Origin of the sequence: Thermogemmatispora sp. (genome assembly GCF_019683635.1) — a bacterium.
GTDB lineage: Bacteria > Chloroflexota > Ktedonobacteria > Ktedonobacterales > Ktedonobacteraceae > Thermogemmatispora.
Window position 1 is genome coordinate 1 of record NZ_JADGIA010000068.1, and the last position, 24,133, is coordinate 24,133.

Consider the following 24,133-nt stretch of genomic DNA (forward strand, 5'->3'; position numbering starts at 1 on the left):
TGCCCGTCCGTCCTTCCACCCCCGCTATTGGGGGTGGAAGGACGGTACTCTCTGCGCACTCTGGCCACTGTCCAGGTAGGCTCCTTTCCTGTCAGCTGGTCAGCATCAACCCTTTCTTTCTTCGCCCTGGAAGAATGCTTCGTTCCTATCCTGCTCTGACTTTCGGTCAAAGGAGTGATGTATGCGCTACCTGTTGAGGCGCGCAGGCTTCTACCTGATTGCTCTTTGGGCAGCGGTTACCTTCAACTTTATTATTCCGCGTCTGATGCCTGGTGATCCGCTGCAGAACTATATCGCCAAGTTGCAGAACCAGGGACTGACTCCGGCGACAATTGCGGCTCTGCGTAAAGAGTTCGGCGCCGACCCTTCAGTTCCACTCTGGCATCAATACCTGGATTACCTGAATGCGCTGCTCCACGGCCAGCTCGGGATCTCGACTTCGGAATTCCCCACCCCCGTCGCCCAGATCCTTGCTCAGAGTTTGCCCTGGACCATTGGTCTAGTGGGTGTAGCTGTGTTGCTGAGTTTTCTTATCGGAACGTTGCTGGGGGTCCTGTTCGCCTGGCGCCGTGGCTCCTGGTACGATACAACGCTGCCGCCCACCCTGACCTTCCTGTCCGCTATCCCCTACTTCTGGATGGCGTTGGCATTGCTCTACATTTTCGGCATGATGTTGAGCTGGTTTCCAACCAGCGACGCCTATGATCTGAGCAGTTTCCCCTACGGGCCGGAGTTGAGTCTTGATTTCATCAGTAGCTTGATACAACATGCAGCTCTGCCGGTGATCACGCTGATCATTGGATCGCTGGCCCAATGGGTGCTGACGATGCGTAACGCGATGGTGACCACGCTCTCAGAGGACTACCTGCTGATGGCCCAGGCCAAGGGGCTGCCCGCTCCGCGGGTGATCTTTGCCTATGCAGCTCGCAATGCGATCTTGCCCAGCATCACGAGCTTCTCAATTTCGCTGGGCCTGGTGGTCAGTGGTTCCCTGCTGACAGAAATCGTCTTCAATTATCCAGGCATCGGCTACCATCTGTTCCGCGGTGCCTCGGAAAGCGATTATGCCCTGGTTGAAGGCGGTTTCCTAGTAGTCGCTCTGACGGTGCTGGCGGCGAATTTCCTGGCTGAGCTGGTCTACAGCGTGCTTGATCCGCGCATCCGACATGGGAGGGCTTAGCGATGCAAGCGACTAATCTTGGAGAGCCTTCAGTCGATACGGCGGCCTTGATCGAGCAGGCCGATCAACGTCATCATGGGCCGTTCTTAAATGCTCTGCGTTTGCTTTACCGCAATCCCAAGATTGCGGTGGGCCTGGGAATCTTGCTGCTCTTTGTGCTGATGGCCCTGGCCGCCCCTCTGTTGACACCCTATCCGCCGGATGGCCCTCAAAGCCAGGTAGCCCACGGCGCTCAGCCGCCCAGCCGTGAGCACATTCTGGGAACCACGAGCCTGGGGCAGGACATGTTTTCGCAGATCGCCTATGGGGCCCGTGTCTCGCTGCTGATCGGCTTCGTGGCCGCTACCGGCTCCACCCTATTGCAGGTGATCTTTGGCCTCAGCTCCGCCTACTTCGGCAGCCTGATCGATGAGGTGCTCTCGCTGCTGATCAACGTTTTCCTGGTACTGCCCGGCCTGCCCCTGGCTATTGTTCTGGCTTCGCTGGCCAATGCCAGTGGCGTGGGTAAGAATGAGTTTGTGATCGCAATGGTATTGCTTTTCACCTCCTGGGCCTACGGGGCACGCGTGCTGCGCTCACAGACGCTCTCGCTGAAGGAGCGCGAGTTTGTGACAGCGGCGCGCTCAATGGGTGAGGTGACCTGGCGCACGATCTTCTTGGAGATCCTGCCCAACGAGATCGCGCTGGTCGCTTCGACCTACGTCGGCACCTTCGTCTACGCCCTTGGCGCGGAAGTGGCCCTGGAGTTTCTCGGCCTGGGCGATGTCTCGCATGCCAGCTGGGGTTCGATCCTCTTCTGGGCCCAGTTGAATGGGGCCCTGATCACGGGCCAGTGGTGGCTGTTTGTGCCAGCCGGTGTCTGCGTGGCCCTTGTCTGCGGCGCGTTGACGCTAGTCAACTTCGGCATCGATGAGCTAGCCAACCCAAGCCTGCGCCAGGCTATGCCGCGTAAGCTGCGCAAACTGCTCAAGGCCAGGGCTGTGGTCGCCTGACTGGTCTCTTCACCCAGCTTCATCTGAAGCATGCAATTTATCATTTATCGCTCTTTCTTCTTGTCACTATTCATGCAGGTATGAATGGATGCATCTATTCATCCAGGGATGGAAGCATATAGATTCAGGTGGCAGGTCAGACAGGAGGTAGGAGAGGAGGCTGAGCTACCTCCGGCTGCCGCCTCTATTAAGGAGGATCAATGAGCATTACCGGTCGTCCACAGGACCATCGTAGTTTCCCCGCCTCTCTGGCAGGGGGCAGTGACCTGGCTGGCGGCTTCCCGCCCGATTTTCTCTGGGGAGCCGCCACGTCAGCTTATCAGATCGAGGGCGCGGCGCGCGAGGATGGGCGCGCCCCTTCTATCTGGGATCGCTTTGTGGCCCGGCCAGGGGCGATCTTCCAGGGTCAGACTGGCGAGGTGGCCGCCGACCACTATCACCATATGGAGGAAGATGTGGCGCTGATGGCTCGCCTGAATCTGCGCGCTTACCGCTTTTCGATCTCCTGGCCGCGGGTCCTGCCCCAGGGAACTGGCCCCGTCAATGAGCGGGGCCTTGCTTTCTACGAGCGCCTGGTGGATACCTTGCTCGCCCGGGGCATTGAGCCGCTGGTTACGCTCTATCATTGGGACCTGCCCGCCGCTCTTGAGGACCGCGGCGGCTGGCTCGTGCGCGACACTGCTCAGGCCTTCGCTGAGTACGCCGGGGTGGTAGCCCGCCGCCTGGGCGATCGCGTCCGCTGGTGGCTCACGCATAATGAGCCGTGGTGCAGTTCCTATTTGGGCTATGCTCTGGGCATCCATGCCCCCGGAATGCATGATAAGCAGCTCGCTATCCACGCCGGTCATCATATTCTGCTCTCTCATGGCCTGGCCGCACAGTGCCTGCGCTCGCTGCTCCCGCGCGAGGCGCAGATCGGTATCGCCCTCGATTTCTACCCGGTCTATGCCGCGGATGAGCGTCCTGAGACGCTGGCCGCCGTCCAGCAGGCGGACGCCTTTCGCAATCGCTGGTTTCTTGATCCACTATTTCATGCCGAGTATCCCGAGTTGCTCTTCAGTACGCTGGATGTGACGCCTCCTTTGATACAGGCGAACGATCTGGCGGTGATCGCCACCCCGCTGGATTTCCTGGGCGTCAATTACTATAGTCGCATGCTTGTGCGCGGCGCAGGACCCGGGTCCGCCGCCACTACTGCGGGGAATCTCAGCTATGAGGTGGTCGAGCGCATTCCCGGTGCCTCGTATACCGATATGGGCTGGGAGATCTTTCCTGAAGGACTGGAAGTGATTCTGACACGCCTCCACCGTGAGTATGCTCCCAAGGCCCTGGTGGTGACAGAAAATGGTGCGGCCTTCGAGGATCACTGGCACATCGGGGAGGGCGTTCACGATTGGCAGCGGATTCATTATCTGCAGTTGCATATCGAGGCGCTGAGCCGCGTGCTCGCTCAGCAGGTGCCGCTCAAGGGCTATATGGTCTGGTCCTTGCTGGACAACTTTGAGTGGGCTTTCGGCTACAGCAAGCGCTTTGGGCTGGTCTACGTCGATTATCCTAGCCAGCGGCGCATTATTAAGGATAGCGGTCAGTGGTACGCCTCGTTCATCGCCGCGCAGCGCCGCTAGCACCTTGTCTGCGCCGGCCCTGCGCAAGGGCAGGCGAGCCGTTCGCCGCTGAGCATGGGCAAGCAGCCCGACGCACCAGCTCCCCGCCTGCTGACTCCTCGCTGGTTGGTCAACAGATGGCTATGCCCTGATTGAGCAGGCCACTGCTTCAGGCCAGGACCGATGGCCGCGCCGGCTCCTTTCTTCTCTCCCCCTCTCCTGCCTTGAGAGGTGCTGCTTCTGTCTTCTCGTTCGCTCCGGCTCGCCTGCCCTTTGCCTCCATCGCTGCCCGCCTGGAGGTTGCCTTCCGAGGCGAAATAGATTATCCTTTCAAGCGGGCAGCTTCACTGTTGCATGGCGCTGTCCTCAGTGCTGGCGTGGGCAGGCAACCGCTAGAGCTGTACCCTCAGCCTGTCGCGTCGGGTGCCTCTCCGCGCCCTGATCTCAGGAGGTTACACTTGGAGCCAGAGAAAAGCGGTCTTCGCCGTGAATTGTCGTTTTTGGAGAGCATCGCGCTCTCTATCGGTATTATGGCGCCCACTGCGGCGATGGCGCTCAATGGCTCGTTGGCCGCCGGGATTACCGGTAGCGCTGTACCGCTGGCTTTCTTAATTGCCACAATCGCCGTTGGTCTAGCCAGCTTCTCGTTTATCCAGTTCAGCCGTCATCTGGCGCACAGCGGCTCGGTCTATGCCTTTAACGGCATCGCTTTGGGGCCGCGCGTCGGCTTTTTTTCGGGCTGGGCCTTGCTTGGCACCTACCTTGCTTTTACTGGCGCTTCGACGGCTGAAGTCGGCAATTTCGCCCAGGCGTTCCTGGCTGGCCTGGGCTGGAGCGTGGGCTGGCTCCCGCTCGCTCTGGTAGCGGGCCTGCTGATCTGGTTCTTTGCCTACAGCCGCATCACTATTTCGACGCGCCTGACGCTGGCAATGGAGGGTATTTCGGTGCTGCTGATCTTGGCGCTGGTGGTGGTGATTCTGGTCCGCCTGGGCAGTCTTGGGCAGCTCTCGCTGGCTCCCTTTACGCCCTCTGCCGAGGAGCCGCTCAACAATGTGGCTTTGGCGGCGGTCTTCGGCTTCCTCTCCTTTGCGGGCTTCGAGGGAGCGGCTACGCTCGGTGAGGAGACACGCAATCCGCGCCGCAACATTCCCCTGGCGATCCTGGCCGCGGTCTTTGGGACGGGCCTTTTTTACATTGTCGTGACCTATGCTCAGACGTTGGGCTTTGGTCTGAGCCGGGCAGGTATTGCCAGTTTTGCTCAGTCGGCGGCTCCGCTCGATGATCTGGCGCGCCACTACGTTGGGCGCCTGATGGCTGTCCTGCTCGATTTCGGGGCGACGATCAGCGCTTTTGCCAGTGCTCTGGGAACGGCTAACGCTGGAGCGCGCATACTCTATGCGATGGGGCGCGACGGCTTCATCACGGAGCGCCTGGGTACGACCAGCCGACGCAGTGGCTCGCCAGCGTTGGCGGTGGCGGTCATCATGCTCTTTGATTTTGCAGTGGTGAGCATCTGGGGCCTGGCTCCGGCTATGACGGGGGCGACGCTCTTCGGCTATCTGGGCACGATCGGGGTCTTTCTGATCCTGGTGGCCTATGTGCTGACGAACGTAGGGGCGATCTGGTTCTTCTTTCTGCGCCGACGCGTGTGGAGCTGGCAGTGGCTGATCCCGCTGCTCGCTATCGTCTTCTTGGGCTACACGCTCTACAGCAATATTTACCCGGTCCCGGCTCCTCCGTACAATATCTTTCCGTATGTGGCTCTGGCCTGGCTCCTGCTCGGACTGCTCTGCATCATCGCCAGCCCCGGTCTGGCTCAGCGCATCGGGCTGCATCTGGAGGAGAGCGAGGGCCTGCATACAGAGACTGCAGCGGAGGCGACTGCTCTCAGGCAGCCTCAGTAGATCAGCGGCACGGCGCCGGCTTGAGCTGCCGCCAGGCCAGCTCAGGCACTTTATGAAGGGCATGGTTCAGCTTCAGTGAAGACCTGGCCGAACCGAACCGAACTGAACCGAACCCAACTGAACGTACGACTACGGCCAAAGAAAGGAGCTTGCTACCGGCCATGACGACAGACATTCCAAAAGCAGGGCGCACGATCCATATTCGGCGCGATCAGTGGCATCTGGCCTGGGATCACAGTATCCCGCCTATTGCTCGCATTAGCTCGGGCGAGGTGGTGGAGTTCGATATGCTGGAAGCTTCTTGCGGCCAGATCCAGGCCAATAGCACGATTGAGGCCATTGGCTCGCTCGATTTCTCGCGCGTGGATCAGGTGCACGGCCCGATCTATGTGGAGGGGGCCGAGCCAGGGGACACGCTGGAGGTGGAGTTTCTTGATTTGCAGCCAGCCGAGTGGGGTTGGACGGGAGTGATTCCCGGCTTCGGCCTGCTGGCCGATGAGTTCCCCGAGCCGGCCCTCAAGATCTGGCATCTGGAGGGCGGCGCCGATGGCTGGGCCGAGTTCGCGCCCGGCATTCGTATTCCGCTGGCCCCCTTCTGCGGTGAGATCGGGGTGGCGCCGGGCCAGCCAGGGGCACTGCCGACGATTCCTCCCTATCGCCACGGCGGCAATATGGATACACGCCATCTGACGAAGGGGACGCGCCTCTACCTGCCAGTGGAGGTGCCCGGAGCGCTTTTCTCGATGGGCGATGGCCATGCCGCCCAGGGCGATGGCGAGGTCTGTGGTACCGCCATCGAGACGCCGATGCACGCAGTCGTACGCCTGACGGTGCATAAGGATCGTCCCGTACCGGAGCCACAGTATTTGACGGGCGGCCCGCTTATCCAGCGCACTAATACGGCCCCGTACTATGTGACCGACGGCATCGGTCCCGATCTGATGGAGGCCACGCGCAACGCGATCCGCCATATGATCGATCATCTGCAACGCAACTATGGCCTGTCGCGCAGCGACGCTTATATGCTCTGCAGTGTGGCGGTGGACCTGAAGATCTGCGAGGTGGTGGATGCGCCTCACTGGGTCGTCGGGGCTTTCCTGCCGACGAGCATTTTTACGAAGTGAGGTCGAATCTCTGCGCTAAGCCACCAGACCATAGGGAAGATTGCGACCAGGAGTAAAGACGAGCCGCCGGCCCTCCTTTTCTTTCTCTCGCAAGGAAGAGGAGGGCCGGTTTCTTTGACCGAGGAGCGCCAGCGAGCGACCACAGCCGACCTGGCTGAGAGAGGCGCTAGCGACGCCGCCAGGTAGTGATAAGCGCGGGGGCCGCGGAGATCTGGGCCAGCAGCAGGCTGGCTGTCGTGGACGAGGCCGCCACTACCGTAGAGCTGCTCCGAGAGCTGGCGCTCGGCGCGGCTTTAGGTGCAGTTTTCGTCGCAGGTTGTGGTCCCTTGAGCGTGATCACCTGGTCCTTATGGATGTCGCTGTGATAGTGCAGGGTGCTGACGCCCTTCAGATGTAAGGCTGTGGCATCGATCGTAATGTCAACGGTCGGTACCATGCCGCCTTGCTTGCCCACCAGGAGGCTGTAGATGTTGGCCGGATTTTTCAGGTTGATATGGGCATGCGGCACGTACCACGAGAGCCGGATGTAGGAGATGCAGTTTTTCGGGGTGACCGTCAGTCCTCCCCACATGGCTCGCCCGGGCAGGTCGCTCTGCAGGGCTGTTGGCGGTCCTACGCTGTCAACGGGGGGATTCTGGTAACGCGGCCCCAGGGCGTAGTTGCCGCTCGGACAATAGCGCGAACCGTCGGGCGGAATGTAGTTGTAGCTGTCGCATTTGCTGCCCGTGGCTGGCGACTTTGAGGAGGTGGAAGTGGTGCCAGTGCTCGTTTTAGGGATGCCTGTGCTGGCGCTGCAGACAGGCTGACCGGAATCGAAACCGCTTCCGTCGATGAGCTGGGCGCCCTCTGGAGCATAGACGCGGATGTAGTCGGTGTAGGCGTCGAAGCCGTAGACGGGGCCGCGCTGGTCATACTCCAGGATGATGGTCAGATCGTGGGTGGCGCCTCCCTGGGCATCGAGCGTAATGTTGTCCTGGAAGGTGCTATGGACATATTGACTGGCTTTGTTGACGCTGATGTTGGCCTGCACGACGTGGAAGCCGTCGACGTTCTTGAAGCTGTTGATTGCGCCAGAGTAGCCCTGCTGGACCAGCCAGCTTTCGATAGCGGGATTGGTAAAGTACAACTCCAGGTCGCGCGCCTGGATATCCTTGACCGCCCCTTTGACGATGTCAAGCAGCTTGCTGACCGGTAGATGGCGCACCTTGTCGAGCAGGAGCTTGGCGACCAGCGAGGTGAAGGCTTTGCGGGCATCATGCAAGCCCTGGCCGGTGACTTGCTCTTGCCGTGCAATACCAGCAGGGTCCTGCTGATAGTAGTGCAGGCGATCGGCCAGGTTCTGCGAGGTAATGGTCTCGCCGTAGTCCTTGACCACAATTGGGCCCGTCACATCCAGAATGTGGGCGATGAAGGTGGGCGTGAAGGCGATGTCCCCATCGACAGGACCGCCTCCTTCATCCTGGAAGACCTGGATGTTGATGCGCGCTGTGGTGGGGTAGTCACCGGAGATGTTGGAGTCGCGCAGGCCGAAGTTGCCCATGTGCATCCAGCTATAGCCCGGCGGGGCCTGCCTTCCCATCTGGAAGCCATTGCCGGCATAGTCCAGCTTGGCAACATCACGCAGGGCCAGGGCCCCGACGACACCATTCTGCACATCGACAACCCCGTACTGACCGGTAAAGCCACCGCCGGGGCGCAGCTCGGCGTTGTCCATCGTCTGCAGCAGATAGCGACGATGTCCGTCGACTCCTAGCAGCCAGGAGGCCAGAGGAATGAGCTGTTGCACCTGGTTGATCTGCTTCTGGGCCTCGGGAAGGGCTTTGACGATGCCGGCGATTTGCTCGCGCTGGTGGGCGTTGAGCATGGGAAGCTGCTTGAGATCGACGGAGCGCATTTGCTGCTCGATGTCGTCGATATAGTAGAGTGCGTGCACCAGCGCCCCCTGGACAGTGGCCACGTCCTGGGCGGTGAGCAGCGGTTTGGCATTGCTACTGGTGGTGAGCGGCGAGCCGTGGATGATGCTGGCGCCGAGCAGCCCGACACCGCTCATCTCGTCGCCCATGCGCGAGACGTCGAGGGCCACCTGCACGAGATGCCGCGCCATGTCGAGGCTGGAAGCATACTCGGGAGCGAAGCGCTGAATGGCTTCACGTACGTCGTCGCGCTCGACAAGCTGCTGAAGCTGGAGGAAGTCGCTGCCCGCCTGGCGAAATTCCTGCTGGGCGCGCTGGAGCTTGTCGGCTTCTAAGGCTGCCAGGGGGTTGTTTTTGTCCAGCGTGAGGAGATCCTTGACATTCATGAGGTGCTTGACGCCATCCTCAGCCAGACCTTTGACGTTGCTGTAGGCGCTGTACGCGGCCAAAGCCGCGCCTACGGGAGGGAGCAGGCCAATGATAAGGGCCACCAGGATGGCCAGGGTGACATAGGTTCGAAAGCGATGACGCTTGCGTTTTACCTGAGTGCGCTCCCGACGACGCCCGCGAAGGCGACGCAGCTGCTGAGTGAGACGCCGCTCCACTATCCCGGGGGACACCCGTTTCTTGTCTCGGGCCTGGCCTGGGGCCAGCGGCAGAACTGTGGTCGGAACAGCAGCCAGATCGACCAGCCCGCGCTCAGAGCCTGGAAGCAGGGCAATTTCAGCCTCTTCCTGCAGGGGGGCTGGCAGCATCCGCTCATTGAGCAGGGTGGTGGGCAGCTCGTCGATCTCTGGGGAGAGTTTTTCTTCGCCGGCGACTCTTTCGGCCTCAGCTTCGCCTTGCTGCTCATGCTCCTTGCCTGCTGCCGTTTCTGGGGCCTGGGCTGTCGCGGCCTCCAAACTGCGCGTCGGTACTGCGGCCAGATCTCGCGCGCTGAGGTCGCCCTGAGCTGGGACCGGCTCTTCTTCAGTCTGCTCACCCTCCAGAGGGATGGTCGGGGTTTCTTCTTCCTCTTCCCCCGCTTCGGCTGCACTTTCTTGAGCGCCCTCTGCCTCCTCTCCCTCTTCTGCGGCGGCCTGCTCGTGATCGGCTCGCTCAGCGGGATGAGGATGGTTGTCGCCTTCTGCAGAGGCTGGCGGCTCTTCTTCGCTCAGGGAGAACGGGCGCCGCTTGTGCTCGCCTTGATCTTGATCGGCAGGGTGCGCTTCGCCCTGGTTAGCGGCGATCGCCTCAAGTGTATCCGGCTGCCTCTGAGAGCGCACTCCTCGAACGGCCTCTAATCTGACTGTTGGTTCTTCTCCTTCAGCCAGCTCGCCTGCACTCGTCGCGTCCCCCCCCACCGCTGCCGACTGTGTCTGGCCCGTGCCGTTGGTACGCCGCTCCCCCTCGCCCTGCTCTTCTGACGGCCTTTCCTGGCCGCCAGGCGCCGGAGCTGGTACGCTGGTCAGGGGAGCCTCTACCCTCTCTTCGACCAGGCTTCCTGGAAGGAGGGCGCGGAAGCCCCAGAGGCGCCCATCTGGGTGACGCTTGAGACACTTTTCAAGCAGCCGCTCTAAGGTTTGCCAGGAGAGACGATATTGCCGTGTGATCTCTTCAATAGACTTATCAGTGGTATAATAGTCGATTACAGCATTTTTGCGTTGTTCGTAACGTTGCTTTTCTCGCTCTCCAAGGGAGGAGAGATCGGCTTCGGCCCAGGTCGCAAGATCGTCGCGACGTGGCCGTGGTGGAGAAGATACGGCGCGTACCCCAGGCAAGGTTTTACCTCCATGCTTTGCAGATCCACTAGTCTATGCAGAATTGACGACAGTCTTTAAAGATCAGAGATAAGATGAGCCTTGCAGGCCAGCCTTTTCCTTTCTTTAGGAAAAGATCAGAGAGAAAGACATATGGTAAATGCTCGCCATCGGCGAGTTGCAGAGATGATCTTTTGATTGAATCCGCCGGCAACTTTTAGCAATGATGGACTATTGCGTAGTCAGCAGTTCTCCCCCTCTACTATACAGGACGCTTGAACCCCCACAGACGTTGCACGTGCCGCTTATTATATCGGAGCTTGTGCATATAACGAGGCAACGGTAGCATTTTTGGATAGGAAGTAAGGAGGCAAAAGAGCCGCCCAGCCAGGAAAAGGCAGCCACTGCCTTTGACCCTGGGCGGCTCGCCCGCATCCAGCCCAACTACACCGGTGGATTACTCTCCGCGCTCTAGCTTGTTCTCTCCTGAGCGAGGCGCGTCTCCAATGAGGCCAGCTGCTCCTTGAGGCGGCGGTTCTCCTCACGCAGCGTCTCCAGATCCTGACGCAGCTGACCGAGCTGCTCCTCCGTCTGTCCTGCGCTGCGCAGCACATAGAGCGCCGCGCGCATGCTGCGCAGGACACGCGTCTCCAGCTCTCGCGCGGCGGCTCGCTCCAGAGCGGGCACGGCGCGACGCTCGCCGAAGAGCAGGAGGGCGAGCGCTGCCCCCTGGCGCACAGCCTCCCAGGGATCATGCTCGACTGCCTCGCAGAGACGAGTCACCGCCTGCTGCCAGGCAGCCTCACGATAGAGATGACGCTCATGGGCCAGCGCTTGCAGACCATGCGTCGCGGCCAGTCGCCACAGCGGCGGTTGACGGCTGGCATCGAGATAGTCTAAGAGGAGGGGAATGGCGCGTTCGTCTCCGCAGCAGGCCAGGCCCCTAAAGATGCCCTGCTGCACATAGGCTTGCCACGATGGGCGCGTGATGGCCTGCTGCAGCACATCGAGGACCCCGGCCACCCGCGTTCTGCCAAGGGCTTCCGCTGCCGCCCGCTCGACGAGATAGCTGACGTCGCCTTCGCTGACCAGTGGCCGCAGGGCCTCTGCCGCCCGCTGCGCCAGTGCACTCTGCTGCGGCGCCTGATAACCACCCAAGGCCCGCGCGGCAGCGGCCCGCACGCGCGACCACTGCTGCGCCTCTAATTCGTGCAAGGCCCGCAGGAGGGCGGCCTGGGCTGCCTCTGTTCCCAACTCACCCAGGGCCTTGGCTGCGGCACAGCGCACGCCCCAGAAGGGATCAGTGAAGAGCGCCTCCTCAAGAGCGCGACGGCTGGCCTCATCCCCCTGCTTCGCCAGAGCCTCTGCCGCCTCAATGCGTCCCAGCACGTCGGGATCGTGCGCCAGCTGGTAGCGCAGCATGGAGGCAGGTCGCTCGAATTCGAGGGTCTTGAGCAGCCAGCCGTCGGGATCAAAGCGCACCATCAGCGGCTCGTGCTCCAGTGGCACAAAGAAGGTCTGCGTGGTCTCACCGTTTTCGCCAACGACCACCTGCAGCTTGACGGTTCGAGTTTCGTTGCTGCCATCGGCCACAGGCACGCTGAAAGCCAGATCAACCGGTGTCACAAAACAGGGCGTGAGATCATCGACGGTCTGGGTTTGCTTGACTGCCAGCCTGGCCAGATGACGCTCGCCATCCCAGGCATAGCTGACGGAGAAGGCGGGATAACCCGCTTGATAGAGCCACTGCTGGAAGAACTGCGCCAGGCTGCGCCCGGTGACCTCCTCAAAGGTGCGCTCCAGGTCGGCTGTGATGACTTCGCGACCGCGGTGGCGCTCCAGATAGGCATGCAGGCCCCGGCGAAAGGCCGCGTCACCAAGCTGGTGGCGCAGCATATGCAGTACCCAGGCCCCTTTGTTGTAGAGGTGACGGTCGAACAGTTCAAAACCATCGCGGTAGTAGCCCCGATAGACAATCGGACGACGATAGTGCTTGTCCTCCTCAAAGTAGAGCTGAGCCGCCTCCATCATCATCCACTTGAACACATCGCCGCCACGATCGTGCTCGACCCACAGATGTTCTAAATAGGTGGCAAAGCCTTCGTTGAGCCACCCTTCGGACCAGTCGCGGCAGGTCAGTAGATCACCGAACCACTGATGCGCCAATTCATGAGCAACGGTGGTCACGGGGCCGTCCTCACCCACATCGAGCGCAGCCTTTTGATCGAAGAGCAGCATGAAGCTGTGGGTGGTGGCTGTCGTATGCTCCATTGCCCCCCGATAGACCTCGATGACGCTCTGGGCATATTTGCGATAAGGGTAGGGATAGTTGAGGTAGCGGCTGAAAAAGTCGATCATGGCCGGCGTCTTGCCCATCAGCAGGCGCGCATCTTCGCGGCGGTCGGGCCGCACATAGTAGGTGACGGGCAGCTCGCCGTAATGATCTTCGATGATGGCAAAATCGCCAACCACGAGCGAGATCAGATACGCGGGATGGGGTACGTCATGACGCCAGTGATGGGTTTTGGTACCATCGCCATTGTCGCGCACGTTGAGCAGCTCGCCGTTAGAGAGGGTCACGAACTGCGCCGGCACGGTCACGATGATTTCGCTGGTAGCGCGGTCATTGGGCACCCAGTGGCAGGGGAACCAGTGGCGATGGTACCAGGTCTGGCTGAAGGTCCAGGCCTGGACGGGCCGCGTCGGATCATCGGGCGTGGGCTTATTGAAGTGCAAGCCGATGCGCGGCTGCGCCCAGTAGCGCACGCCAACAGTGAACGACTCGCCGTAGTGATACGGGCGGTCCAGAGTGACGATGAGACGCTCCGGTTCAATGCTATAGCCCAGCGCGGTCCCGTTGTCGAGCATCACCTGCTCGATTTGCAAGTCAACGGCGTCGAAAGCGATGCTGCGTACTTCATCATAGAGAGCAGTAAACGAGGTCCAGGCGATGCCACTGACCGTCTCATGCTCGAAGTCAAGACGGATCTCCAGCTTGACATGGGTGATATCGGCGGGACGATCGGGGGCATAGTGAACACGGTCGCCAGGCAGCTCGAAGGCCCGCGCCCTGGGAGGCGGCACCGCCAGCGCCTGCAGAGCGCTGCGAGTCGCTTCCAGAACGCTTCCCTCTTCAGAGTCGGCTACCGCAAAAGTGGTCCCACAATACCTTCTCATAGAGAAGCTCCTCTTCTTCTATTATTCTCTTCACTTATCATGATAAAAACATCTTTTCTACTTATTGATTGAGTAGTACTATTAACGTGCCTGCTGGTCAGCGTCAGGAAGGGCGATCTCAGCTGCGAAGCCACGCGCAGTAGAGGCCGGGACGAAAACCATCCAGCTTGATTGTGACCTGACGAGCTAGCCAGTCGACCAGGGACGGTGAGTGAGGAAGAGCACTCGCTGGCACCTGCTGCTCTCTCTAGCTCACCCTTGCCCAGAGCCGGAGCAGGAAGCCCCCCGAAACAGAAGAAGGCCGGGAGATGAGCGGGGCACACTGGCCTGTCCCCTCTCTTCAACTGCTTCCCCGGGCACAGCGTAGATATTTGTGTTATTGTACCTGGAGAGAGGTTTTCACTGGTAGTATGCGTCACAAACCTACACGGATCAATAGACTAGCCCAGGTGGCGCGTTTCTTGCGCGTCGCCCGTCTCTTATTGTGGACCATCTGGGTGATTTACCGCGAGCGTCGGCGAGTGATTCGGGCCCACCAGCGCGGTCACTACGAGGTTCAGCCTAATATCGAAGTCCTGATCAAGGTCTTAACGGCTTTCCGCGAGACGGCCATTAAGCTCGGCGTCCTGATGATCAAGCTGGGTCAGTTCCTGAGCGCGCGCGCCGACCTGCTGCCCGAGCAGGCTCTGCAAGTGCTCGGCAGCCTGCAAGACGAGGTGCCGCCGGCCCCTTTCAGCCATGTTGTCTCGGTCATCGAGGCCGACCTCGGCAAGCCGGTTGAGCAGATCTTTAGCATGCTGGAGCGCAAGGCGACCGCTGCCGCCTCTCTCGGTCAGGTGCACCGCGCCACGCTCGCCGGCAGTGGCGAAGTAGTAGCGGTTAAGGTGCAGCGTCCGCATATTGAGGAGCTGGTCAATACCGACCTGAGCACGATCCGCTTTGTCATCTGGGTCATCACGCGCTTTGTTGACACCAGCGAGTTCATCGACCTGATGGCTCTCTATCGCGAGTTTCGCCGCACGGTCTACGAGGAGATCGACTATCTGACCGAGGCCGCCAATGCTCGCCGTTTTCGCGAGCTTTTCCACGATCAGCCCCAGATCTATATTCCACGTGTCTATGAGGAATACAGCTCGAAGCGGATTCTGGTCTTGGAGTGGATCGATGGTATTAAGATTAACGATTATGCCGCTTTGGAGGCCGCCGGCTATAATCGGCTGGAGATCGCCCGCCGTACGGTCGAAGCCTATTTCTTCCAGTTCTTCGAAGCTGGCTTCTTCCACGCCGATCCCCATCCGGGCAACATCTTTGTCAAGCGTGGTTCCCCGCCGGATGATCCTGTCATCGCCTTTGTCGACTTCGGCATGGTTGGCACCCTTACAAAGAGCATGAAGAAGGCCATGCGCGACCTCTTCCTGGCCTTTGTAGCCCGCAACTCGCAGGCACTGGTCAATGCTCTGGGCCGCCTCGGCTTTCTGGGAGAAAACGCCAATCTGACGGCCATTGAGCACGGCCTGGAGCTGATGCTCAACCAGTACTATGGTTTGACTCTGGGGGAGGCACGCGAGCTGGACCTGTCGGACGTAGCTCAGGATATCGAGCAGCTGCTGTACGGGCAACCTTTTCAGATTCCAGCTCAGTTTGCCTTTACAGGGCGGGCCATCAGCGTGCTGGCCGGCGTGGCGACTGGCCTGGCGCCGGAGTTTAACCTGATCGATGTGGCCACTCCCTACGCGCGCAAGTTTCTCGGCCTCAGCGCCGATCGCCTGGGAGAGAACCTCCAGGAGCTGCTGCGCCAGCTGCTGGAAAATGGACGCGCGATGTTGACCTTGCCCCGCTCCCTGGAGCGTATCATTACCCGTTTCGAGAGCGGCCAGATCGAGATTCGCCTGGCCGATTCCCCGACCAACGGGCGGAATCGACGCGCGCGCTCCGGAGCAGGGCGCGGCACCAACGGCAGCGAGAGACGCGGCGGTACACTCCCACTGGCGCTTGTGAGTCTGGGCGCCCTGGCCGCCGGCGTCTATCTCCTTACCAGCGTTCACCTGCTTAGCGCCGGCTGGTTTTGCCTTGGTCTGGCCGCTGTGGCCGTCCTGGGCCTGCTCCTGCGCCGCTAGGGCAGCCTCGGGCCTCGCCCCAGGGAAAAGAACAGCTCTGGCAGCCAGGCGGGACAGAGCCGATGAGACCGCCTTAGAGCAGCCGGCGAGCAGACTTAGCGCCGTAGCAGCCAGCGTTCGCCGCCGTGACGGTGAACACGCCCTTCCTGCTCTAGCTTGAGCAGATGAGCTGTCAGAGACTGAGCAGCCAGGGCGTGAAGGGCCGGCGAGACGTCGGCATAGACATACGGCACAAGGTCACCGACGGTCGCCCCCTGGGGGAACCGACCGAGGGCTGTGATCACCTGCTGCTCACGCAGGAGGCGATGCTCGATGTATTCGGCCAGCTTGCTGGTCGGATCAAGAATGATCGGGCCGTGAGCGGGGACAATCTGGCGCAACGCCAGACCCTGGAGACGCCGCAGCGAGGTCAGATACGCCCCCATATCGCCCTCGGGTGGAGCGATCACCACGGTGCCCACTCCTGCCAGCAGGTCCCCGGCAAACAGGACGCCAGCCCGCTCTAAGAGGAAGCAGAGGTGATCGAAGCGATGACCCGGCGTGTAGATGGCCCGCAGCGTATCGCTTCCAGCAGCCAGGCGCGCACCATCCTCCAGCTCCTCATCGGCCAGCGCTACCCCTTCGCGGCTGAAGGCCAGCACTGGCACCCCCAGCCGGGCCCGCAGAGCCGCCGCGCCTCCGCAGTGGTCAGGATGGCCGTGAGTGATCAAAATGCGCCGGATGCCGCCACGGGCCTCTCCAGCGGCAATGACCTGCTCCAGATAGGCCGGGTCGTCGACCGCTGGATCAATGACAAGCGCTCCCGTGGTCTCTTCGCCAACAACGATTGTATTGGTCCCTGGTCCTGTCATCACCGAGGGATTGGGAGCCAGCACCAGTGTATAAGGCTGCGCTTCCTCTTGTGGCTTCTGCTCCTGTTCCATAACGCTCCTCTCTCTCACGCACTTCTCCAGCAGACCAGGTGGTGTCACATCACGGTCTGCAACTCAGCCCTGGGTCATATGAGGTGGCACCTCCCAACCCTGTTCATCGCCAGGGAGGTAGATGCGATAGCCATCGCCCTCCTGCACCAGGCGTGGCTGCTTGAGAGCCACATAATGCGAGGCGGCGAAGGCCAGAGCCTCCTCGGCGCTGGCAAAGGCCGCTAACTCTTCAAGCTGGCGTAAGGTAGCAAAGACCAGGGGGAAGCTACCTTCCTGGTAGCGGGCCAGGGCCTCAGCGGGCCTGATCCAGAGGCCGTCGCTGGTCTCCAGATGATCGTAGACAGCCTGCTGCTCGGCAGGAGCCAGGGCGAGAAAGAAGTGGGTATCGAAGCGACGCGGCATGCCTTCCGGTGTCAGCCAGTGAGCAAAGTAGTGGAGCCGATCGGTGGCTAGCTGCAACCCCTCGCGCTGGGCCAGCTCGACCAGTGAGCCTCGTCGCTCATGAAAGGCACGGCGATAGTCGGCGAAGCGCGCCCTCTCGGCCTCATTCTCCGTCAGGGCCAGCAGCGAGCCATTGCGATAAGCCAGCAAGACCCCTGCTTCCTCAAATAGCTCGCGAATGGCCGCCACTCGTGCTCCCGTGCCCAGGGCTGTCCTCCCCTCGGGGTCGGCCACAGCCTCACGGACGGGAACAGGGGCGCAGAGCTGAGCGCTCTCCTCGACGGCGCGGTCATCAGCCTTGATGGAGCCACCGGGAAAGACGTAGACATCAGGCATAAATTCGCTTTGGACAACACGCCGAACCATAAAGACCTCCATTCCGGTTCCGGCGTGTCCGTTCCTCAGCAGCATCACCGCTGAGGCCAGGCGGGGCACAACTGCCATAGGTTCTCTCCATCTCCCTTGAGGAAAGTTTCTGTTGATCTGGGCATGATACTGTTATAGTACCATATGCGCAGCATCCCCGCAGGCACTGCTCGCCCTCTTTACGGGGGCCACGGCCTGTGGTACGCTGAACATGTTCATGCTCTTTGTGACAGCGATAAACAGGATGCACCCGGCAGAGTAGGATCTATCAGCTCTCGACCGAAGGCAAAGCAGGGCCGAAAAAGTAACTATGGATGCAGAAGCACCAGTGATTAAGCAGTTGCAGAATCGGCACAGCCGTTTCCGCCTGGGTCTGATCGGCGATCCCGTGGCGCATTCGCTCTCGCCGCGTATGCAGCAGGCGGCTCTCGATGCCCTGGGTATCGATGCGGTCTATGAGCTATGGCAAACGCCTGCCGATGAGCTGGCCGCATGCGTCGCCCGCCTGCTCGATCCGCTCTATCTGGGGGCCAATGTGACTATTCCGCACAAGCAGGCAGTGCTCCCTCTCCTTGACATCGTTGATCCGCTGGCAGCGCGCATCGGGGCGGTCAACACGATTGTGCCGCGTGATGGCTACCTGCATGGCTATAATACCGACGCGCCTGGTCTGTTACATGCCCTACAGGAGCTAGGTGTCGGCAAGCCGAGCGAGAGCACAACGATCTCGCTGACGGGCTATACAGCCATCATCTTAGGAGCGGGCGGAGCGGCGCGGGCGGCAGCTTTCGCCCTGGCCAGCACTGGCGTTGAGCGATTGATCATCGTCAATCGTCACCTGGAGCGCGCCCAACACCTGGCGGCAGAGGTTGGCGACTTTCTGGCGGCCCAGCGTCAGGAGCTGAGCGTCCCCCAGGTCTTCAGTCTCAGCGATCCCGAGTTCCTGATTCCGCACCCGCTCTCGCTCATCATCAACGCCACCCCGGTCGGTATGCATGAGGATCTCAGTCCGCTCCCCGGCGAAGTGCTGGCGCGTTTCGGCAACGAAACCTTTGTCTTCGACATGATCTATAACCCGGCGGAAACAAAGCTGCTCTGTCAGGCGCGGACACTGGGAATGCGGGCTTCCAATGGCTTGCCGATGCTGCTCCATCAAGGGGCCCTGGCCTTCACACTCTGGACCGGCCAGCCTGCGCCGCTGGAAGTCATGCGAACTGCCCTCACCGCCGAGTAGAGCCTGGGGCTGCGTGCGCGTCGGACAGACCACCCCACCCTCCGCGCCCTCTTTCGTCCTTGAGCGTTCCCTGGATGGCAGCGGATTGCCAGGCCAAAACAAAGCCTGGGCGGGACAGAGCATCTCTAGTGCTGCCAGCAGGAATGGAGCCGCATAGCACCTTGCCTTTTCGAGTTGGGGGACATACTATTATGCTAGAGGGACCCACCAGCCAGAATAAGGGAGGAACCATCATTGAAACTGGCAAGCTTTTCAACACCTGATAACCCGCGTGTGCGCGTGGGTCTGGTGCTCAACGACGAGATTGTCGATGCCGCTCAAGGAGCGCGCGCCCTTGGCTTCAGTGTCCCTGACCAGATGCAGACCCTCATCGAGCAGTATGGGCAGGCGGAGCGGGGTCTGCGCGCCCTGCTAGAGCAGGCCCAACAAGCCAACGGGCGTTTGAGTGCAATTCCCGCCCTGCAGGGAAGTGGCCTCGTGCAGCCACTCTCCGCCGTCCAGCTCGCGGCCCCGATCCCTCGTCCGCGCAAAAATATCATGTGCCTGGGACTGAACTACGCCGAGCACGCCCGCGAATCCGCCGCAGCCCGCGGGCGCGAGGCTCAGCTCCCGCAGCATCCCGTTATTTTTACCAAGGCTCCCACTACGGTCAACGGACCTTACAGCGACGTGGTTATCGATCCCGCCGTCTCGACGCAGATCGACTGGGAAGTTGAGCTGGCCGTCATCCTCGGCAAGGGAGGCAAGCACATCCGCGAAGACGAGGCCCTCAGTTACGTCTTCGGTTACACCGTGCTCAACGATATCTCGGCTCGTGACCTGCAGGCCCAGCACCAGCAGTACTTTCGTGGCAAAAGCATCGACGGCTACTGTCCGATGGGTCCCTGGATCATCACCGCCGATGAGATTCCCGACCCCCAGCGGCTTACCCTGCGCCTGCGCGTCAACGGGGTCACCAAGCAAGAGGCCACCACTGACCAGATGATCTTCTCTATCCCCCGTATCATCGCCGTGCTCTCCAACGGGATGACGTTGGAGCCGGGCGACATCATCGCCACCGGTACACCGAGCGGTGTTGGCTTCGCCCGCACGCCGCCCGAATTCCTGCGCCCCGGCGACATCATGGAGACCGAGATCGCCGAGATCGGCGTTATGAGGAACCGCATTGTCGGCGTCTCAGAGGCTCGCTAAGGCATATTGGGTCTGCCTTTGCGCTACTGCCGACGCCGGCGTCAGCGCTGGCCATGCCCAAAAACGCGACGAGGCGACGGATCACGAGAATCCGTCACCTCGTCCGGCCAGGGAGAGGGTTATCTCTTTTACTTCCCAGACTCAACCTGGCTCATCGACTAACCCACTTTGCCGCCTTCCCTGGCTGTCCGGCGTTCGTGCCCTGGATACTTCTCTACGTCGCCTCCTCATTGCCCCCATCCAGACCAGGACCACAGCCGCGCAGTAGGACGGCAGGGGAAGATCAGACTGAGACCTCTTCTTTAATCCAGGGCGGCAGCGTCCCCCAGAGATTGAGCGCGCGGGGACGAGCATGCCAGAGACGTGGCGGCGTTGTCACATCTTGATCGTAGTACTGCTCCAGCTCGGCAGACAGCTCAACGTGGCAGCCCTCTGGATCGGCGAAGCGCAGGAAGAGATCGTGACCAGCGCCGTGGCGTCCGGGTCCCCAGAGGACGGGTGTCTCCTGGCGGCTGAGATAATCAGCCCAGGCCAGTAGGTCGAGGCCGCTGTCGATGCGGAAACCAATGTGATCGACATCGGGGCGCCCCTGGATCAGCACCAGGGTATGATGATCGGTATTGCAGCGCAGCCAGGCCCACTCGCGCAGCAACCAGTCTGAGATATCAAAGCCCAGAGCCTCGGTGTAAAACTCGACCATCGTCTCTAGATGCGGCGTCTGCAGGGCCAGGTGCTGGAGGGCCAGGGGGCGCAGGCGCGCCTGCCGACGCCCACTAGCAGCGGCGTACTGCGTGAAGGCTTCATCGGACGCCACCGAGATCTCAATACGGTTGCCATCGGGATCGCGGAACCAGAGCGTATCGCCGCGCTCGCTCTCGCCATCGCGCGGTTCGAAAGCCAGCTCCACGCCGAGCATATTCAGGCGAGCGGCCAGGGCCGCCAGCTCCGCCTCTGTATCCACCTCGAAGGTCATGTGATGCAGTCGACTCTGAGGCAGCCCAAAGCGGCTATCGGCTTTACCGGGGCGGGAATCGCGGGTATCGGCAAAGAGGGCCAGGCAGTGATGTTCATCGCCCAAAGCGAGGAAAGCGCTGGCCGCCTCCATCTCCATCTCCTGCCCCACGGTACGAATCTCGCTTGAGCGCAGATCAAGGCCCACCACCTGGCGATAGAAGCGGGCCTGGGCCGCCACGTCGCCGGACCAGAGGCCCACATGCGCTAAGCGCCTGACTTTTACCTTCTGAATCTGCTGCTCGCTCACTGCTGCCTCCAGGGAAGGAAACTGCTGCCGACTGCTGCCGGTGGACCTGCCTGCCGGCTGGTTTAGCTCTTGAGCACCAGCCAGACGGCCAAGGCTCTCTTTTTCTGGGGAATCATACCCAGTATGAGCGAGCCAGGTCAACAGATCTCCCCCAAAGGTCATAGCTTCTCGCCCTCGTCCTCCTCATTTTTGCTCTCCACGGCGGCAGAGGGAGCGCCACCCGCCTCGCCTTCCCCATTGACCTCAGTGCCAGCAAAGGGCCGCGTCACGGGGATCTCCGCCGGTTGGCCGCAGGCGGACCTGGGAGACTGTGGCTGGTCAGGCAGACCGCGCCCCGGCAGTCCAGGCTGCGAGTTACCGACAGCGCGAGGCGGGGCAAAGCCGAGCGGTGTAGAGGGAGCGGCCAACGGAGAGGAGCCAGGCGCAGCAGGCGCACCAGCAGAGGAGCAGGGAAGCTCGTCTGGCAAAGGAGCCACAGAAGCAGTCCCGCAAGAGGAAGCGCGCTCACTCCAATCGGAGCGTGTCCCGGCAGCAGACGAGGGCGGCCAGGGAACCTCGGTCAGGGCCGGCTCCAGCTCGCCGCGCGAGAGGTCGAAAGTCTCCAGAACCCGCACAAGCGAGGGCGGATCTGGCATCGGGGTCTCCGGCGCTCCTAACTGACCAGGCAGGCTCTTCCAGGGCATACCAGCCGAAGAGGAGGCAGGGAGAGAGGAATCCATCACCGTCTGCTGCGAGAGGGGCACAGAAGGAAAATTAGCGGGCCAGCGCGATCTGAGCGCGAGCAGAGAGACGGCGAGAGCGAGGGCGGCACACAACGGCAGAAACCAGAGATGCCAGAGCACAGCGAGCACGAGCGTCCCCCCGCTCAGCATGGAGGACGCCACGAGCGCGGCCAAAAAGAGGCGCGGCAGCCATTGCGGCAGAGCCGCAGGCAGCGTCGGCAGCAGCGACGAACGACGCCGCATTAAGCGGGCACGGCGGCGCTGAGCGGCCCGGCTGGTCTCTACCAGCCGCCGTGCCGTAGCAGGCCAGAGCGCGCGACTCACCCCCCGAGAGAGGTTACTCGCGCGCTCAACCAGAATGTAGATTTTCTTGTCGCTCTTGCTGTCTTCACTCATCACACATCCACCCCTGTGCAAAGAACAGGGCCACCACCCAGTCCCCCAGAGAGATGACAGCCAGATGATCCTTCCTGTCGCGATACTGAAGTGCCGGCAGGAAGCCGGTGACACCCCAGTGCCTCCGCGAGGGACACGTATGGAGACAGAGGCACGCACCACACCACACATCATCCCTTGCTATATACGATGATACGCCGGGTACCAAAGGGAGATACTGGCCAGACGGTAGTCCATCGTACGAGTCCGCTACGAGAATCGTACACCACAACCAACGAACAACAACCCCACCATCGCGGGAGACCCCCCTCACGGGCGGTCCCGAGCTGGCCCTTCCCGAGGCGGGCGGCATCGTCACCCCACCACCACATAGCTACCCCCTGCCGGCCTGCCTGCCTTTGTACGCACGCATCCGGCAGGCGGAGGCAACCCGCCCCGAGTCGGACCATGCTTTCCCGCACCGTCCGCGCCATAGCTGCAGCCCGGCGGCACCGTACATAGCAGCGCCGCAGCGGTGCGCTTTGGTTCGCGCATTGGACAATTCGCCCGTACCTCCACGCACCGCCAACGACGCGCCACCACCGAGAGGCCAGAACATGACACGCTTCCAGGCGCTGGCCGCAGCGAAAGCCAGCTCCTACCCGCGCACACTCCACATCCAGACCTCTCCGCGTCTGCTCGTGCCCGCGCATTGGCACTTCACTACCGCGACAGGAACACGCTCGTGCGTGCTCCTGCACCGTAGCCAGTCAGAAGGAGCACGCTCCTTCTCGAATACCACCCCCGCTTCTTCAGCTTCAAACAAGCCCCGATCTGAGATCACGCTTCTATTGTACCTCTCTCCGCTTCTTCAACGGTTACGATGCCATGAAATTTGAGTTGAGAAACAAAAGTATGTATTGCAGATTTCTTAACTTTTCAATAGATTTATTATATTTTGCAAAAATATCGTATGGAAAGGCGTCATCGATAACTCAGCAGGCAAGCACAGCCAGGAAGAGAGCCGGGCGGAGCGTTTGCCGGGAAGGAACGAGAAGGCTAGAGAGCAGAGGCAGAGCGGTTTGAGAGGAAGAGTACTCGGAGCGAGAGCCGGACAGAGGTCAGCGCTGCGGTGAGGCGGTCGGCAGACAAAGAGTACAACAAGAAGCTATAGTGAAGAGGAGAGGAAGGCAGTCAGAAGAGTGGCCAGAGTCTGACAAGTCTGACCAGCTGGGGCAAGCGATGGCCGCCCCTAGCAGCGAAGCGCGCATCGGGACCGGGGCCGGGAGAGGGCAGCAGGCTCCTTGCGCACGTCCTGCAGCCAGCAGAGCGGTGGCCACCAGGAAGAAGCGCCCGCCCTGAACACTCCAGAGAGCACCAAGGCCGGCCATCACAATCGGGAAGGAAATGCCGGCGCGGTTTTCTCCCTCCGCCGGAGCAGGTACGATCTCCGCCGCTCGCGCATTACCAGCTATGACGATGGCTCCTCGCGCTCAACCTCCACCTGGAGCGGCCCCTGCAGCCCCTCGGCAGACGGCCCATAGTAGGGCGGGTCCCACTCAAACGTAATCTTCTGACGCTTGATCGGGACAGCGGCCTGCAGCTTATCCCAACGGTCTTCACGGGTCATTGTAATTTCCACATGCTGCTCATCGACCTCCAGGCGTTCGGAGATCACCCGCAGCAGATCGGCTTTGATCTGCTCCAGCAGCTCCGGGTTGACCTTCACCCGGTCCTGGACCAGGACCACCTTCAGGCGTTCCTTCGCCAGCTCGCCGGGCCTGGGCCGCTTGCGACTGGCCATAAAATCAAGCATACTCATGCACCATCGCCTCCTTGATCAGGACGGCCAGGACCGTGTGCGCTTCCC

At 61.3% G+C, this 24,133-nt stretch carries 15 protein-coding genes; 8 read left to right on the top strand and 7 right to left on the bottom strand.

Annotated features, from left to right (window positions below; translation table 11 throughout):
* Positions 1-181 precede the first annotated feature (181 nt).
* From IRZ31_RS09710 to IRZ31_RS09730, 5 genes are all read left to right on the top strand, one after another.
* Entirely contained in the window at positions 182-1,180 is a 999-nt protein-coding gene (locus tag IRZ31_RS09710) for an ABC transporter permease (protein ID WP_297152883.1), read from the top strand.
* A 2-nt stretch (positions 1,181-1,182) separates the two neighbouring features.
* Positions 1,183-2,172, top strand: coding sequence for an ABC transporter permease (locus tag IRZ31_RS09715; RefSeq protein WP_297152885.1), 990 nt, complete (start codon positions 1,183-1,185; stop codon positions 2,170-2,172).
* A 200-nt stretch (positions 2,173-2,372) separates the two neighbouring features.
* Positions 2,373-3,797, top strand: coding sequence for a GH1 family beta-glucosidase (locus IRZ31_RS09720; protein WP_297152887.1), 1,425 nt, complete (start codon positions 2,373-2,375; stop codon positions 3,795-3,797).
* A 437-nt stretch (positions 3,798-4,234) separates the two neighbouring features.
* Entirely contained in the window at positions 4,235-5,680 is a 1,446-nt protein-coding gene (locus IRZ31_RS09725) for an APC family permease (protein WP_297152889.1), read from the top strand.
* Positions 5,681-5,841: 161 nt separating this feature from the next.
* On the top strand, positions 5,842-6,804 hold the full coding sequence (locus tag IRZ31_RS09730) for an acetamidase/formamidase family protein (protein ID WP_297152891.1): 963 nt from the start codon (positions 5,842-5,844) through the stop codon (positions 6,802-6,804).
* A gap of 166 nt (positions 6,805-6,970) precedes the next feature.
* On the opposite strand, the gene IRZ31_RS09735 is transcribed toward IRZ31_RS09730, so the two are convergent.
* Together IRZ31_RS09735 and IRZ31_RS09740 are read right to left on the bottom strand one after the other, a co-directional pair.
* A complete protein-coding gene (locus IRZ31_RS09735; RefSeq protein ID WP_297152893.1) occupies positions 6,971-10,477 on the bottom strand; it encodes a DUF4012 domain-containing protein in 3,507 nt (1,168 codons plus the stop codon).
* A 450-nt stretch (positions 10,478-10,927) separates the two neighbouring features.
* Positions 10,928-13,633, bottom strand: a complete 2,706-nt coding sequence (locus IRZ31_RS09740; protein ID WP_297152895.1) for a M1 family aminopeptidase — start codon at positions 13,631-13,633, stop codon at positions 10,928-10,930.
* A gap of 410 nt (positions 13,634-14,043) precedes the next feature.
* On the opposite strand from IRZ31_RS09740, the gene IRZ31_RS09745 reads away from it, so the two are divergent.
* Positions 14,044-15,750: an AarF/UbiB family protein gene (locus IRZ31_RS09745; protein WP_297152897.1), complete on the top strand. Its 1,707-nt coding sequence runs from the start codon at positions 14,044-14,046 to the stop codon at positions 15,748-15,750.
* A gap of 95 nt (positions 15,751-15,845) precedes the next feature.
* Here the strand turns inward: IRZ31_RS09745 and IRZ31_RS09750 are convergent, their stop codons facing one another.
* Positions 15,846-16,673, bottom strand: coding sequence for an MBL fold metallo-hydrolase (locus IRZ31_RS09750; RefSeq protein WP_297152898.1), 828 nt, complete (start codon positions 16,671-16,673; stop codon positions 15,846-15,848).
* A 63-nt stretch (positions 16,674-16,736) separates the two neighbouring features.
* Positions 16,737-17,558, bottom strand: coding sequence for a hypothetical protein (locus IRZ31_RS09755; RefSeq protein WP_297152900.1), 822 nt, complete (start codon positions 17,556-17,558; stop codon positions 16,737-16,739).
* 232 nt (positions 17,559-17,790) lie between these two features.
* Here IRZ31_RS09755 and aroE point away from each other — a divergent pair, with 232 nt between their 5' ends.
* Positions 17,791-18,714, top strand: coding sequence for a shikimate dehydrogenase (gene aroE / locus IRZ31_RS09760; RefSeq protein WP_297152901.1), 924 nt, complete (start codon positions 17,791-17,793; stop codon positions 18,712-18,714).
* A 234-nt stretch (positions 18,715-18,948) separates the two neighbouring features.
* The gene (locus IRZ31_RS09765; protein ID WP_297152902.1) at positions 18,949-19,905 is read left to right on the top strand and encodes a fumarylacetoacetate hydrolase family protein; all 957 of its coding nucleotides are present in this window, start codon (positions 18,949-18,951) and stop codon (positions 19,903-19,905) included.
* A gap of 283 nt (positions 19,906-20,188) precedes the next feature.
* Here IRZ31_RS09765 and IRZ31_RS09770 read toward each other — a convergent pair whose 3' ends face one another.
* The 3 genes from IRZ31_RS09770 to minE form a co-directional block, all read right to left on the bottom strand.
* Entirely contained in the window at positions 20,189-21,166 is a 978-nt protein-coding gene (locus tag IRZ31_RS09770) for a VOC family protein (RefSeq protein WP_297152903.1), read from the bottom strand.
* 158 nt (positions 21,167-21,324) lie between these two features.
* Positions 21,325-22,284, bottom strand: coding sequence for a hypothetical protein (locus tag IRZ31_RS09775; protein WP_297152904.1), 960 nt, complete (start codon positions 22,282-22,284; stop codon positions 21,325-21,327).
* 1,450 nt (positions 22,285-23,734) lie between these two features.
* Positions 23,735-24,085, bottom strand: coding sequence for a cell division topological specificity factor MinE (minE, locus tag IRZ31_RS09780; RefSeq protein ID WP_112431350.1), 351 nt, complete (start codon positions 24,083-24,085; stop codon positions 23,735-23,737).
* Between the last annotated feature and the right edge of the window lie 48 nt (positions 24,086-24,133).

Bases quoted from the DNA above. Each gene is read 5' to 3' on its own strand.
- IRZ31_RS09710 (WP_297152883.1), top strand. From the start codon at position 182: ATGCGCTACCTGTTGAGGCGCGCAGGCTTCTACCTGATTGCTCTTTGG.
- IRZ31_RS09715 (WP_297152885.1), top strand. From the start codon at position 1,183: ATGCAAGCGACTAATCTTGGAGAGCCTTCAGTCGATACGGCGGCCTTG.
- IRZ31_RS09720 (WP_297152887.1), top strand. From the start codon at position 2,373: ATGAGCATTACCGGTCGTCCACAGGACCATCGTAGTTTCCCCGCCTCT.
- IRZ31_RS09730 (WP_297152891.1), top strand. From the start codon at position 5,842: ATGACGACAGACATTCCAAAAGCAGGGCGCACGATCCATATTCGGCGC.
- IRZ31_RS09740 (WP_297152895.1), bottom strand. From the start codon at position 13,633: ATGAGAAGGTATTGTGGGACCACTTTTGCGGTAGCCGACTCTGAAGAG.
- IRZ31_RS09745 (WP_297152897.1), top strand. From the start codon at position 14,044: ATGCGTCACAAACCTACACGGATCAATAGACTAGCCCAGGTGGCGCGT.
- IRZ31_RS09750 (WP_297152898.1), bottom strand. From the start codon at position 16,673: ATGGAACAGGAGCAGAAGCCACAAGAGGAAGCGCAGCCTTATACACTG.
- IRZ31_RS09755 (WP_297152900.1), bottom strand. From the start codon at position 17,558: ATGGCAGTTGTGCCCCGCCTGGCCTCAGCGGTGATGCTGCTGAGGAAC.
- aroE (WP_297152901.1), top strand. From the start codon at position 17,791: ATGGATGCAGAAGCACCAGTGATTAAGCAGTTGCAGAATCGGCACAGC.
- IRZ31_RS09775 (WP_297152904.1), bottom strand. From the start codon at position 22,284: ATGAGTGAAGACAGCAAGAGCGACAAGAAAATCTACATTCTGGTTGAG.
- minE (WP_112431350.1), bottom strand. From the start codon at position 24,085: ATGAGTATGCTTGATTTTATGGCCAGTCGCAAGCGGCCCAGGCCCGGC.